Genomic DNA, 13,731 nt, shown 5'->3' with positions numbered 1-13,731 from the left:
CTGCCGCGTTATTCTTGAGCTTCTAACCATCTTTCAGCTTCTAATGCTGCCATACAACCCGAACCCGCTGCAGTGATCGCCTGGCGATAATTCTTATCTTGAACATCTCCTGCTGCAAACACACCTTCTACGCTAGTGCGAGTAGTACCTGGAACAGTTTTAATATATCCAGTTTCATCTAGATCCAATTGACCTTCGAAAATTTCAGTATTCGGTTTATGACCGATCGCATAGAACAAACCTCCTACAGGAAGTTCTTTCACTGCTCCTGTAGTAAGTTCTTTTACCGCTAAGGAAGTAAGTTGATTTCCGTTTCCTTTTGCTCCTTCTACGGTTGTGTTCCAGATAATTTCTATCTTAGGATGAGTGGTCGCACGTTTTTGCATGATCTTAGAAGCTCTTAAACTATCTCTTCTATGGATCAAATAAACTTTAGAAGCGAATTTGGTCAGGTGAGCCGCTTCTTCCACTGCAGAATCTCCTCCACCTACGACAGCTAATTCCTTATTTCTATAGATAGGAAGAGCTCCGTCGCAAACCGCACAGGCAGAAATTCCTTTTTGCCAATAAGAATCTTCTCCTTCGATGAACATTCTTTTAGCAGTAGCTCCAGTTGCGATGATCACAGTCTCCGCTTCTATCAGTTCATCATCCGACCAAATACGGAAAGGTCTTTTGGAAAAATCCACTTTGGTAATTGTTTGAGTGATGATCTTTGTTCCGTATTTTTCGGACTGTGCTCTAAATAAGTTCGTGAGCTGGGTCCCATCAATCCCTTCCGGAAAACCTGGAAAGTTTTCGACCTCAGTAGTGGTGGTGAGCTGTCCACCTGCGGCGATCCCTCCCGCCATAAATCCTTCGTACATAACCGGATTTAAATTTGCTCTGGCTGCATAGATGGCTGCCGTATGACCCGCAGGACCGGATCCAATGATGACTACTTTATGGGGCATCTTACTTCCTCTAAGGTTTAGAATGATTCTAAATTGATTTTATTTTTAGACTGGGGAATTGTAAAGTAGATCTTTTTTTTCTCGGAGAAAGAGTCAGAATTCCTACATTCCTTTCTGGGCCGAATTGGCTTGCCACCTGGGCAGGAATCCAAATGCTTTCCAGTATTCATGGATTTTGCCAAAAAATCGTTTTTCGGCTTCCTTTTTTTGATCTTAATCTTCCTCGGAACCGAAGCTGGTCTATTTCTACTCCGCAGTCCTTCCTTACAATACTACCGAGATTTAAAACTCATTCATAGTTTTCATCCCGAATACTACGTAGCCTTAGAGCCGGGAGAATCAAAATACGTTCGGCATTTCGCGGGAAAATGGGAAGGTCAGTTTAGCATTAATTCTCTAGGCCTTAGAGGAGCAGAAGAGCCAATCCCAGGAAAACCGAAACTTTTATGCTTGGGCGATAGTTTGGTTATGGGATTTGGAGTGGGGGATTCTGATACCTTCTGCCAACTTTTGAATGGGATCGAAATTAATGGAGGATCCAGACAAGCACTCAATCTAGGAGTGGATGCATACGGCTCCAGAGGTTCTTACTATAGGCTAAAAGATATTTCTTCCAAACTGGACAATGTAAAAGAAGTTCTTTTCTTCATTTCTCCGAACGATTTCGATATGCCGGAAGCACTTGCAAAAAAAGGAATATTGCCTGACGACCAAACGGATGCGCTTCGGGAAAAAGATCCGAACTATGCACGTAATTTCAAATTCCAATTTATTTTAACAAAAATATCTTATACACTCCAAGCCTTAAAACTCGCATACGAGCAAACCCAAGTCAATTACGCGATCACTAAACTTACAGTTTGTAAGGAATTAGATTCTGCAGGTTTTTATAGATGTGCATTATTGGATGGGGAAGGAAGCCTAGAGCCCGGGAAAGTTTCCGGAAATCTAAGTACCTATATGAAATCCTCCTTTTTTAGAGAGGTTAAAAAACCTAATTGTGATTCTGACTTAAGTCCTAGTTCGGCAGTATTCGGTGCAATGTGCCCTGAGCCAGTTCCTTCTCATGTTACATGTGTGGATTCTCCTCCTTCTTCGGATTCTTTGCCTGTATTGCCGGAACTTACGCAAGAATATTATCAAAAGATGATAGATCTTGCAAAAGAGAAAGGTTTTAAACTTATTCCTGTGATCTTACCGATCCAGATAGAAGAGATCTTTTGTTATAATAACGGAAAATACCATCCTCTGGAAAATTATGCGACCCGCGCCTCTGCTTTTTTTGAAAAAAGAGGGGTAAAAGTCCTAAGGTTTAAGAAGGAAACTTCATCCATGTGCGGTTTTGATCCGAATGGAAAAAAATACGGGATCCTAGATCATTATATACCGGAAGACGGGCATTTTACCAAAAGAGGAAATGTTTGGGCTGCGGAATCTCTGAGAGCTAAATTAAAGGAGTCGGATCTTGCTCTTTAATTCACTTCATTATTTAATATTCGCTCCGGTCGTTATTTTAGTCTATTTCCTGGTCCCATCCAGGTTCCAGAAGTTCTGGTTACTATTGACCAGCCTTTATTTTTATGCGGTTTTCAGAGTTCCTTTTATCTTACTCCTGATCTATTCTATCGGGATCACGTATTTCTGCACACTTTGGATGGATAAGTCGGAGTCCAGATTCGGAAAATTATTTTTTCTGAATATTGCGATCTTCGGAAATTTAGGCCTACTATACTTCTTTAAATACCTGGATTTTTCCTTCTCGGTTTGGAACACAATTCTTGGATTAGTTCCTTGCGAGCCATATTATGCATATCCTTCGGGAATACTTCTCCCAATGGGGATTTCCTTTTTTACACTACAGGCGATCGCGTATGCTGTGGATGTGTATCATAAAAAGGTAAAACGTGCAGAGAGCCTTTTTCAATTCGGATTATTCTTAAGTTTTTTCCCTCAGTTAGTCGCAGGGCCTATCATTCGTGCCCAGGATATGCTTCATCAATTCCTGGATACATATACATTCAAAAAAGAAAATTTACTTCCTGGGATCAGACAACTTGCCTGGGGACTTTTTAAGAAAACATTCGTAGCCGATCCAATTGCAGCGGTAATCGATCCAGTGTTCGCGGATCCTCTGCATTATGGTTGGTTCTCTCTTGCGGTTACCGGTTCCTTATACATTATCCAAATGTACTGTGATTTTTCGGGATATTCTGATGTGGCCATCGGGACAGGAAGGATCATGGGCTTTCATATTCCGATCAACTTTAGACAACCTTTCCTTTCTCAAACAGTTTCTGAGTTTTGGAGACGTTGGCATATTTCCTTCAGCTCTTGGTTGAAAGAATACGTTTATATTTTCTTGGGTGGGAATAAGAAGGGGATCTCTCGGACTTACTTAAATTTATTCCTTACCACATTCGTGAGCGGGATCTGGCATGGCGCTGACTGGAACTTTGTGGTTTGGGGTTTTGTTCATGCAAGTTTGATGGTGATCGAAAGATTCGCATTCTCTTTTGAAAAAGTTAAAACGTATTGGGATAAGATCCCAAGCTTTATCAAAGTAGTATATCCATTCTCTATCTTCGGGATCTCTATGTATTTCTTCCGGGCAAGACCTGTAGAAGGGATCGGAAATAGTGTCCAAGTAGGTTGGGCAATGGTGAGTAGAATGTTCTCAGGAGTAGAAGGAGATTTTCTAACTGTTCCATTCTCAGTTTTAACTACCGTATTTATTCTAATGTTCGGTGATTATCTCATGGAGAAAGAAACTCCTTGGGCCAAAAAACTGTTCGAGAACCGGGTTTGGGTCTACGGGATCTCCGGAATCTTGATCTCCATCTGTTTTATCTTATATAGTGTAACAGTAAGCGCACCTTTCTTGTATTTCCAGTTCTAGTTGTTTCGCACAGAGATCACAGAGGGGAATAATTGTAGTAACTCCTACGCGACTTATACTCTGTGTTCTCTGTGAACTCAGTGTGAAATGATTCCATTTTCACGCAGAGACGCAAAGTCGCAGAGAGAAGTCTTTTAAAACTTGATTTCTCCGCGGCTCAGCGCCTCTACGTGGGAATAATTGTCCTGAAATTTTGTTTCGCACAGAGATCACGGAGGGGTTTATTTGTAAGAACTCCTGCAATAAGTTATTTAATCTCTCCGTGTTCTCAGTGAACTCAGTGCGAAATAATATCCTTCTCAATCTCGGAAGAAATGAAACGATATAAAGAAGGATTCGGGTGCCCGTCTTTAGGTAGGAAGATCTGCTTCTTTCCTTCTTCCCAAAATTTATAGATTGGTTGTTGGAGATCCAACACTCGGATCTTTGAATCAAGAGCGATTTGTCTGACTTCTTTCACTAATGCAGAATCTGCCACTGGCGCATAGCTTGCGGAAGGCTCTGGTAGAAATACAAGAGTTAAAGGAATTTTCTTTTTCTTAGTATATTCGAAAAGAGAAATTAACGCTTTTCTATGAGGATGATCCGGGCCTAAAACGGAGCCACTAGACGGGATCACTAAATTTTCAGCGGATTCTGGTTTATACTTCTCATACAAAATTTTTAAACCGTTAAAAACAGCACTGTATTTGGAAAGAGCATAAGAAATACGAACCAAAGTCCTTTTTTTGAAGGAAACTTTTAGCTCTTCTTCCCTGTATGAATCCGTAAAATCAGAGATATGATAGATCCAATAGGCTTCTTTCGGAGCCGGAGAAATTTCTAAAACTTCTTCCAATCTTTCCTGGATTCCAAAACTTCCAACCGCATCAACTCCTAGGTTCCTTACTTTCCTATTTAGATTCTTTTTTTCTAAATTACTTTGTAAAATCCAAGGAAGGCTCTCCTCATTCGAAACAAGATAACCCATTGCCACCGAATCTCCCAGGATCCAGGTTTCTTCTATCCTGTTGGAAGTTTGAGCTGTGCCAGTGACCCTTTCTCCATTCGGATCGGTGGTTACCTTATACAAAATATCCTTATCCGGATGGTATAAGGTTATACTTTCGTTCGGGCAAAGTCTCATCCAGGGAATAGGATCCGAAAAAGGGGAGAGATTTTTTAAGCAATGAAGCCTTTTATCCTGTAATCTGAATAGAATGGAGGGGATGGGCAGAAGATGAAAAACGATCTCTAGGCCAAAAAAGAAAAACAGGGATCGAAATAAGATCTTATGATAAGGAAATGAGAAAAAATTTTTTCTCATTTTCCTGAAGTTTCCTCATATAACTTCTTTCCGCAATGAGAGAATAATCTTTTAGAAGCAGGGTTGGACTCAGGGATCCGATTTTCCAAAAAACGTTTCCTTTCGGAAACATTCTTCTTATTATCTAAGATACAGGAACTTAAAAATTTTGCGAGGCTCTCCCTGTCCTTGTCCCAACTCTCCGAAAAAGATCTGAGTACAGTATCCGTCTCGTCTCTTGAGCCTGCTAATAAATAAATTTCCAAAAGATAGAGAAGTATCTCAGGGTTTTTCGGATCTTTTTTCAGGGCTTTTTCTAGATAAAGGGAGGCAGATCCTGGAGCTTCTCCACTTTCTGCGAGAAGAATTCCTAAATTTTTATTAGCAGTAAAATTTTCAGGATTTTCTCTGAGTGCTAAATCGTAATAATATAATGCCTCTGCAGTATTGCCTTGCGATTCTTTTTCTCTCGCCATACTTGCTAACTCCCCTGAGGAATCGCAATTTAAGACAAATTGGGACATAAACAAAATTATGGCGTATCGGAACTTCTGTCTCATTTCCATAGTTTTTTTTCCCTTAGGGGATAAGAAAAGGGCAGTTTTTTGTTATGTCGGCCCGTCGAATTTGTACAATTTACGGGCCTCCTCGTGCCGCAATCTTAAAAAAGTTTCAATCTCGAGGGAGAATTTGTCCGAAGGATTTAGTACTGTAATAATCGGAAGCGGGACTAAGAAAGTGACATCTTCTCATAAGAATCTACTCCAAAATTTTCAAGAATACCTCTCGGTTGAGAAGGGTCTGAGCGACAATTCCATTTACTCGTACGGATACGATCTGAACAAGTTTAAGAACTTCCTCGAAAAAGAACATATCGACTTCTTAGAAGTCCAGGCGAACGACATAGTTCGTTTCTTGAACGAAGAACGAAATCGAAAGATCTCTGCGAAGACGATCGCGAGAGAAGTGGTAGCCATCCGGCAATTTTATAAATTCTTAAAAGACGAAAAGAAGTTAGATTCGAATCCAACGGAGAAGATCGAAACTCCTGAAGTGATGAGATCTATCCCTGATTATTTAACTCAGGAAGAGATCGAAGAATTATTTAACGTAATCAAAGAAGATAATCTCTACGAACTCAGAGACAAATGTATATTCGAACTTTTATATTCTTCCGGTCTTCGAATTTCGGAAGCTTGTAATCTAAGACTTACAGATATGGATATGTCCGGAATGACCTTGACTGTAGAAGGAAAAGGCGGGCGCCAAAGACTTGTTCCTTTCGGTGAAAAATCCTTGGACATCTTAAATCGTTATCTAAAACAAAGCAGACCTTATATTTTAAAAAATAGGAACTGCGATTATCTTTTTGTTTCCAAAAAAGGATCTTTCATTAACAGAAAATCAGTTTGGAGACTTCTGAACCATTATATCAAAAGAACTAGTATCAAAAAGAAAGTGACTCCTCACACTTTGAGACACTCTTTTGCGACTCACTTGTTGGAAAATCATGCAGATCTAAAATCAGTTCAAGAACTTTTGGGTCATATCGATATTTCCACCACTCAAATTTACACCCATATGGCGAACAAAACTCTGAAGGAAGTTCATAAGAAATTCCATCCGAGAGGATAATTTTTCGCTGGCGAAGCATTGGCCGATATTAAAAAAAACGACTATTCGAATCAGTTTCGGATACAAGTTCCTTCCCATCCGCGTTACGTTACAGTAGCGCGGAACTTCGTTTATAACCTAGCAAGAGAATCTGGATTTTCCCTGTACGACGCTGCGGATCTAAAACTCGCAGTGGGCGAATGTCTTTTGAACGTGATCAAACACGCATATTTAGGAAAAACGAATTATCCGATTTTTTTGGAAGTTACCGTGTTAGAAAATCGGATGGAAGTACGTATCCGTGATTTCGGTCTTCAAAAAAATATTTCCGAGATCAGAGGATACGATCCTGGGGATTATAGGGAAGAAGGGATCGGTCTGTATTTGGTCCGAAAATTGACGGATCATTTTTATATCGATCAGTCCGGTAAGGGAAATCGCCTCATCCTTACCAAAATGAAATAGACTATAAAATTTTTCCAACCTTCGTATTTTTGAAAGAACGGCTTGCAGAATCGTAAGTATATTCGTCTACTTCGTATATTCAGTTATTTCGAAAACCAAAATGAAATTTATTTCCATTGTCTTTCTCGTAATTTTGTTTTTTTCCTGTAGGAAGGGTCCTTCTTTATCCAAACAGGAAGTTCAGGATCTTAGTCAGAACTATATTAAAGAATTATGTAAAAAAAATTTAGAATGTTCTGCTCAGTATCTGGAATCTCTTCCTTCGGGAGAGCAAAATGCTGCCAAGTCGGGATTTTCTTCCTTGGACCAATGTATGGCAGAGCAGAGTAATCAGTCCATCTTGCCCGACGATTACGAAAAGGTCACGGATGAACAGATCGGAAAAGTAAAACATTGTATGGACGAACTTTTAAAAACCCCTTGTTCCGAAATGGAGCAGGCGGGCGGGATCCCTGCTTGTAGGGAATTATTTCCGGAAGGAGGCTGATCAGTCGGGAGAGGTTTCCGTTTCGACCGATTCTTCCTGCAAAATGCCGAGTCTTTTCGGTTTCACCTTAGAATGAGCCACTTGTCCATCTCCTCCTAAATATAAGAAAGAAGGTCCCGGTAACTCTTTCAGTTTTACGCTGAATTTTTTATTTCTACCTAAATTGATCTCCACTCCGGGGAAAATCTCTCTCTCCACTTCTACAAAAGAATTTCGATCCGGATCGAAGGATAATATCGCGGATTGTTCCTGTGCATAAAGGTTTTCCAAAATGGAATGATACTTTTGGCGGATCGCCTGTAGTTTAGGAAGGCTTTCCTTTTCTTCTGCAGTTAAGGATCTTCTTTGGGAATCATCGTTTAATTTTTGTAGGCTAGTATCTACTTTCTTTATGATCTCTTGATTTTTACGGATCTCGGATTTTAGATCTTCCAATTCTGCTAAAAGTTCGGGAGGCATTCCGCAGCTCAATATCGTTTTGGTTTCTACGATTGCACCTAACTTAGTGCAGGTGATCATTTTACCAGCCACACATTGACCTCCGATGATCTCTCCTCTTCCTCCTCTAACGACTACGGATTCTCCCGCGATCAATTCGGAATGCATTGCGGCTTCTTCTATGAAGATTGAATTTTTTGCGATCATCTTTCCTTGTTCTATGAACTTTGCATAGATATCGGAACCTGATTCTATCATTCCGCCGTTGCGTCCCATAAAACCACCGGAGAGAACGATATCTCCCTTTGCTTTCAAGAACACTTTTCCTACGGATTTTTTGACGATGATGGAACCATCCGTTTCTAATGTGAATCCATCTGCAATGGATTCTTCTACGATGATTGTTCCAGGAAAATTAATATTTCCTGTGGAGAAGTCTACGTTTTCTAATAAACAAACTTCGTCTACTCGTATGGTACCGAAACGATCGATCAATGGGCGACCATCTATTAAGGATTGGACTAGATTTCCATCCTCTGAAATTTTTACGTTCGGGCCCAATCTCCATTCTGCAAATTTACCTTCTTCGAACGGGAGAACTTCTCCTTTTGTATTTTTGCCTGGTTTACCTGGAGAAGGGGAAATTTTTTCAGCGAGCTTTTGGTTCTTCTTCACGCTTTGGATAATCTGGATATTCTTAAAATCCACTCTTCCGAATTCGTCTTCTTCTAAGGTTGGGGTTTCGGGATGTTGGAATAAGATCCGAATGTCCCCGTCCTTTCCTGGGACCGGAGGTTCTCCTTCTGCGATCAAAGTCCTTTTGCCGTATTCTTCCGCTTGAGAAAGTTTACCTATAGCTTCTTCTAAAATTCCGAATACGATCCCGAGAGATCCTAGTTGGGAATGAATTTCTTCTTTAGTTAATAATTTTCCGCCGAATTTGGGAGGATGAAGTATCCCATACACGGACATCTTATCTTCTGAAATTTTTAAGTCCAGGCTAGAAGGTTCCGGTTTGCCGGGCCATTTACCTATCAAATGAGGTTGTGAATCTTTTGAACGTAATACTCGTTTGACCTCGTCTTCTGAAACTTCAGAGATCTTAAAAACTTCCAATCGTTTTAGGATTTCACGATATTCTACATCTTTTCCTTTTTTTCCTGCAGGAAAAATGGTGAGGTATGCGAGTCCGTCTAGGTTTTCCACTTTGAAAAAACCGTTTTCGTTCTCTTCTAAATCTTTTAAAAATGATTCCGTAAAATTGCGGATCGAGTCGCTCATCCTGGGGGGCCGTTGTTGGAGAGTAAGTCCCATCCTATTTTTTACAATCGAAAACCTACAAAAAGACTTAATGAGTCCGGGTGAAAAAGAGGCCCTTTTTCAACTTTTTTCGTTTGGAATTTTAGTCGGTTGGAACTCCTACTTAGACCTTTTTTCCTTCCTTTTTTCCCAAATTATGTCCTTGAAAATCCGGAAGAAACGACCGATGATCCTAGGGTAAGCTTATGGCATTCAATCCGTTTTCATTTCTAACCGGGATCCGGGAGTCTATCGATCAGATCTTGGGCAATCTTCCGCCCAAAACAGTTAAAACGATCGGTATGGCGGCTTTGGCCCTTGCTGTTTTAGTCGGGATCGTTCTATCCTGGTTTAGTTTTCAAAGAGGTTTGGAATTGGCCGGTGAGGAAGATCAGGCAAAAGAACTGGATCGTAAGGCATTATTTTTAGAAGATATTGAGAGAGAATATAATCGGAAAAGAAAAGAGCTCCGTTGGAGTGATCCTTCTTATTCGGATTCTGCGAAATCTTCGCTGGATATAGAAAGATATTCTTTAGAAAAACCGAAAACCGATCCTTCTACTCCTAAACCTGAATTGGAAGAATCTGATACGATCCGTAATTCTAAAATGAAAGAAGGGGATCCTAGGGTCTTTTTCCCGACTGAAAATGAAAGACCTGCGAGAGAAGATCTTCGTCCTTCCGGAACAGAATCGGATTCTCCTCGTTTGGAACCGAATACTAAGTCTCAGAATAAAAACAATTCTTCCGAAAACGAAGGATCTAGATTGAGTCGTCCTCCTAAAAAAGAATTAAAGCCGAGGGGAGAATGAAGAAGTATATTCTGTTTTTTTTATTTTCCTTCTTCTTTGTAGAAAACATTTTTGGAGAACTTATCCTTCCTTTTCCAGATACCGAAACTGCCCGCACTCAGCCTGATTCTACATTGCCTCCTATTTTGACTGAAAACTCAGAGCAAGAGATTTCGGGCCAGGGACAAAATGCAGAGTTAGTTTCTAATCCCGAGGAAAATACAAACGTACCCGAAGAAGTAAAAGTTTCAGAAACAAAACAATCAAATCCTGAACCTATCAGAGAGAAAAAGACACAGCTACCGAATCTAACCGATAGAAAAGAAAAAAAGAACGGTAAGAAAAAAGAAGCTGCGGACCCGAGCAAAGCTGCATTTGAAAGAGGTCTTGCGAGACTTCGCAGCGGACAGAAAGACGCTGCTAAAGAGGAATTTTCCAAAGCGGCCACCACGGAAGGAAGTTATAGTTCTCCCGCTAAATTAGAATTATCCAAATTAGAAAATTCGAAAGCTCCAGAATCCGACGGGGCTTCCGGGCCGGAAGACGATTCTAAATGGAAAACATCCTTGGAATCCGCAAGATCCTTAAGGGCACAGGGAAAAAATTCGGAAGCGGAATCTATTCTTCTTAGGATCTCAACGGAAGCCGACGGGGAATTCAAGTCCAGGGCCTTATTACAATTAGGCGATCTACTTTTTAGGACCGGGCGATATTCAGATGCTCGTAGTTATCTAATGGATTTCTGGAATAAGTTCGGTAAAAGTTTCCCGAACGCTGAAGATGCAAACTCCAGAGAATATAAAAGACAAAGAGAAGAAAAAGAACTAGGAGCTTATTTACTTTTTAAATCCAGCTATAAGGCCGGAGAAGGGGAATGGGCTAAAAGGTTCTTAAAGAAATATTTATCTAATTCCGTTTCCGAATCCCAAGGAGTATATTCCCCTTTGAGAACGGAAATGGAATCTTTCGCAAAAAGCGATCTTTAAGTTAAGGCTACGTTTACTTCTAATTTTCCGAATTTGGAAAATAGGCTGATCCCTAAGGCTTGTTTTTTAGGGATCTTTATAGTTTCATTCTTTGCATCCACTATATTGGGAGCAGTGATCTCTATAGACTGACCTGCAGTAGCGAAAATATTCATCGCGTTACCCGTGGTCATGTTTGCGATCTCACCTAAGATATCTTTATATTCGTTTTTGATATCGTCGTCGCTCATGCCTGGCATCAGCTTCTTGGAAATTTTATAAGCCGCGTCGTAGTTTAGGCCGTAAATGACTTCTCCGTTGAATGTACCTAAAACTCCGATGATGATCGCAAGTTCTAAGGTAGTTTCAGGAGTATCTTTGATCCCGATCTTTCCACGGATCAAATCTGTCTGCAATACATCTCGGAAAACAATTGTAGCTGCTTCCAAGAACGGGTTTACTAACTCGGCGCGGATTTGCATTATTCCTCCGAAACGGTTGGCCGTTCGATTTTGATACTTTCCTCTAGGGATTGTGGAATTTCCATGAGTATTGCTGTTGTGAAAGAAGAGTTTTCTCTCGTTCTTAAGAAACCAGGATCAGGATTTCCGAGTTTAACCCCGGAAAAAGAAACGATCGCATATTTCTCTCCCTGTCTATAAGGCCCGATATTCTTTTTCTGAGTGAATAGACCAGGAAGGCTCAAGTCTTGTAGGAACTTTTTGTCCGCACTCAAAGAGAATACATCTTTTCCGATATTGATCTTATTGAGTTCGGAAAGGGACTTGTTTCTAAGTGAAACTGTGGGTTTTCCTACAAGAGCAGAAATTTTCTGAAGTCCGTCCGCCTCGTTTTGCAAAGCGACTAGTTTCGCTTTTAAACTTTCCAAAGAGTTTTTACGCGCGTCCAATAAAAACTTACTTTTTAAGACCGCCTTTCTTTCTTCGAATGGGATCGGTTTTCCGTCTTTTCCTTTTAGAGTGCCTGGATCTAAAGATTCTTTCTCATACAATTCTTTTAATTGTTGGTCTGTCGGTTCCAGATTTCTTTCGGAAGCTTTTACCAGATCTTCTTCCGTATAGAGGACTGTGTCCAAATCTACTCTTGCTCCGGATGCTTCCGAGAGAATATTCAATTCTCCATCTGTGCGACGGAGTTCTGAAGGAAGGAAACCTTGAAAAAGGAACTGGGACACTTTATAATCAATCCTAAAACGAAGCGGAGCCTGTTGAAGGTACTGACGATAAATTTCTTCAGGTTTTCTCATATCTTCTTCAGAATATCCGGCGCCCTGAAAGGAATTTTTAGATGCTCTTTGAGCGTCTTCCCATAAGGCCTGTTTTTCTGATTCTTCCGTCAGAGTATAGCCGACAGAATTTCCGATCTTACGGAAGATATACTGTCCTTTTAAAGTTTGGAATGCACAATCTGCCCAAAGTGCTTCGGAGCCCTGGCCTTGGTACATCTGGATACAGAATCTTTTGGCCGCGTGAAAGGAATCGATCGGTACATTTTGCCCGTCGATGCTTCCCATGGTAATATTTCCCTTTCCGAAGAGCATATCGATCCCGGCCTGCTCTACATCCGATTTAAGTAGCATAAATGCTAACATGACTACAAGGATCGTTAAAAAAGTCGCCGATCCAACTTTGAATAAAATATCTTTAATGGAAATTCCGTCTGGTTTTGTCATAAAACTACGTTTACAAGGAAGCATCGTCCGTGCCGGGAATCTGTAAAGGAGAAAAACCCTCCGAAAAATGCTTCAGAAACCCCGGCTTTCGATAGATACATATAATGATGCTTTATATTGCCTTAGCACTCATTTTGGTAGGAATTCTCTGCTTTATTTATGTTTCTTTCCAGCCTAATTCTAAAAAAGAGTTTAGCAGTGGAGCATTTTTAAAGGGAAATCCTGTTTCGGGAAGAGAGAAAAAAATTTCCCAGGATACCTTGGCCTCTCTAAAGAAACCGGTGCAGTCCGGACGTTCTGAAATTTATTCCCAAATGGATATCGCATTTGCGGAAGAGAGAAAGATCCGACCTCTTTCGGAAAGACAGAAACAGGAATCGTTTAGAGAGGATTCTGAAATTCCTGAAACAGAGGAAGAAGAAATTCTAACCGAATCCTTAGGAAATTCTAGAGGGGAAATTTTAGAAATGACTACCGAGCCTGAAAGGATCCAAACAGCAAGAATTCCGAAAGAAGAAGAATGGTCTATGGAAGGGGTTCTATTTTTGGATCTTTCCGGAAGACTACCTTATGAGGCTCTCCAAGAAAAGATCCGTCCTGAAACTTTGAAAGGTTTTCGTAGAATGGGAAAAGGATCTATCCGGGAAATTCCGGGAGGTTTTAGCTTCCAGGCCAGAAACTCGGAGTTTAGTTATAAATTAAACGAAGTAGAGAAGATCGTATTTTATGATGAAGGTTTTGCGTTACTCCCTTTAAAAAGAGAATACCCGACCCCGATTTTTCTAACCAAGGACGGGGAGAAATTCAAATCATATCTAGAGTATACGTCTAACGTTTGATCTGAA

At 40.5% G+C, this 13,731-nt stretch carries 14 protein-coding genes; 8 read left to right on the top strand and 6 right to left on the bottom strand.

The genetic code is table 11. From position 1 onward, the window contains the following. Nucleotides 1-8 precede the first annotated feature (8 nt). The gene (trxB, locus tag EHQ64_RS18460) at nt 9-953 is read right to left on the bottom strand and encodes a thioredoxin-disulfide reductase (protein ID WP_135651279.1); all 945 of its coding nucleotides are present in this window, start codon (nt 951-953) and stop codon (nt 9-11) included. Between the two features lie 168 nt (nt 954-1,121). On the opposite strand from trxB, the gene EHQ64_RS18455 reads away from it, so the two are divergent. Beyond that, nucleotides 1,122-2,429 carry an LA_2490 family SGNH/GDSL-type esterase gene (locus EHQ64_RS18455; protein ID WP_135651278.1) on the top strand — a complete coding sequence of 436 codons (1,308 nt, stop codon included), beginning with the start codon at nt 1,122-1,124 and terminating at the stop codon, nt 2,427-2,429. Then, entirely contained in the window at nt 2,419-3,849 is a 1,431-nt protein-coding gene (locus tag EHQ64_RS18450) for an MBOAT family O-acyltransferase (RefSeq protein ID WP_135651277.1), read from the top strand. The genes EHQ64_RS18455 and EHQ64_RS18450 overlap by 11 nt, the downstream gene beginning before the upstream one ends. A 277-nt stretch (nt 3,850-4,126) precedes the next feature. On the opposite strand, the gene EHQ64_RS18445 is transcribed toward EHQ64_RS18450, so the two are convergent. Further along, complete coding sequence (locus tag EHQ64_RS18445; RefSeq protein WP_135651276.1) at nt 4,127-5,155, bottom strand: LA_2486 family SGNH/GDSL-type esterase; 1,029 nt, start codon at nt 5,153-5,155, stop codon at nt 4,127-4,129. After that, nucleotides 5,152-5,610 (bottom strand): tetratricopeptide repeat protein, encoded by a 459-nt coding sequence (locus EHQ64_RS18440; protein ID WP_246048840.1) that lies wholly within the window; start codon nt 5,608-5,610, stop codon nt 5,152-5,154. The genes EHQ64_RS18445 and EHQ64_RS18440 overlap by 4 nt, the downstream gene beginning before the upstream one ends. 262 nt (nt 5,611-5,872) lie before the next feature. Between EHQ64_RS18440 and xerD the strand changes: the two genes are divergently transcribed. From xerD to EHQ64_RS18425, 3 genes are all read left to right on the top strand, one after another. Then, the gene (gene xerD, locus EHQ64_RS18435) at nt 5,873-6,769 is read left to right on the top strand and encodes a site-specific tyrosine recombinase XerD (RefSeq protein WP_135651304.1); all 897 of its coding nucleotides are present in this window, start codon (nt 5,873-5,875) and stop codon (nt 6,767-6,769) included. 18 nt (nt 6,770-6,787) lie between these two features. Beyond that, entirely contained in the window at nt 6,788-7,213 is a 426-nt protein-coding gene (locus EHQ64_RS18430) for an ATP-binding protein (RefSeq protein WP_135651274.1), read from the top strand. 100 nt (nt 7,214-7,313) lie between these two features. Further along, nucleotides 7,314-7,700: an LA_2478/LA_2722/LA_4182 family protein gene (locus EHQ64_RS18425; protein WP_135651273.1), complete on the top strand. Its 387-nt coding sequence runs from the start codon at nt 7,314-7,316 to the stop codon at nt 7,698-7,700. Here the strand turns inward: EHQ64_RS18425 and EHQ64_RS18420 are convergent, their stop codons facing one another. After that, entirely contained in the window at nt 7,701-9,419 is a 1,719-nt protein-coding gene (locus tag EHQ64_RS18420) for a DUF342 domain-containing protein (protein ID WP_135651272.1), read from the bottom strand. It lies immediately after the preceding gene. 224 nt (nt 9,420-9,643) lie between these two features. On the opposite strand from EHQ64_RS18420, the gene EHQ64_RS18415 reads away from it, so the two are divergent. Both EHQ64_RS18415 and EHQ64_RS18410 read left to right on the top strand, forming a co-directional pair. Beyond that, the gene (locus EHQ64_RS18415) at nt 9,644-10,249 is read left to right on the top strand and encodes an LIC_11485 family protein (protein WP_135651271.1); all 606 of its coding nucleotides are present in this window, start codon (nt 9,644-9,646) and stop codon (nt 10,247-10,249) included. Beyond that, complete coding sequence (locus EHQ64_RS18410) at nt 10,246-11,214, top strand: tetratricopeptide repeat protein (RefSeq protein ID WP_135651270.1); 969 nt, start codon at nt 10,246-10,248, stop codon at nt 11,212-11,214. Before EHQ64_RS18415 ends, EHQ64_RS18410 begins: the two co-directional genes overlap by 4 nt. Here the strand turns inward: EHQ64_RS18410 and EHQ64_RS18405 are convergent. Continuing rightward, complete coding sequence (locus EHQ64_RS18405) at nt 11,211-11,675, bottom strand: chemotaxis protein CheX (RefSeq protein WP_135651269.1); 465 nt, start codon at nt 11,673-11,675, stop codon at nt 11,211-11,213. The two genes, EHQ64_RS18410 and EHQ64_RS18405, sit on opposite strands and share 4 nt — an antisense overlap. Continuing rightward, nucleotides 11,675-12,886 carry a hypothetical protein gene (locus EHQ64_RS18400; protein ID WP_167882431.1) on the bottom strand — a complete coding sequence of 404 codons (1,212 nt, stop codon included), beginning with the start codon at nt 12,884-12,886 and terminating at the stop codon, nt 11,675-11,677. The genes EHQ64_RS18405 and EHQ64_RS18400 overlap by 1 nt, the downstream gene beginning before the upstream one ends. A gap of 104 nt (nt 12,887-12,990) precedes the next feature. Between EHQ64_RS18400 and EHQ64_RS18395 the strand changes: the two genes are divergently transcribed. Next, the gene (locus tag EHQ64_RS18395; RefSeq protein ID WP_135651268.1) at nt 12,991-13,725 is read left to right on the top strand and encodes an LIC_11490 family protein; all 735 of its coding nucleotides are present in this window, start codon (nt 12,991-12,993) and stop codon (nt 13,723-13,725) included. Nucleotides 13,726-13,731: the final 6 nt, after the last annotated feature.

Origin of the sequence: Leptospira sarikeiensis (assembly GCF_004769615.1) — a bacterium.
GTDB lineage: Bacteria > Spirochaetota > Leptospiria > Leptospirales > Leptospiraceae > Leptospira_B > Leptospira_B sarikeiensis.
The sequence above is the reverse complement of the archived record's forward strand: the minus strand, read 5'-3'. Positions and strand labels throughout refer to the sequence as shown.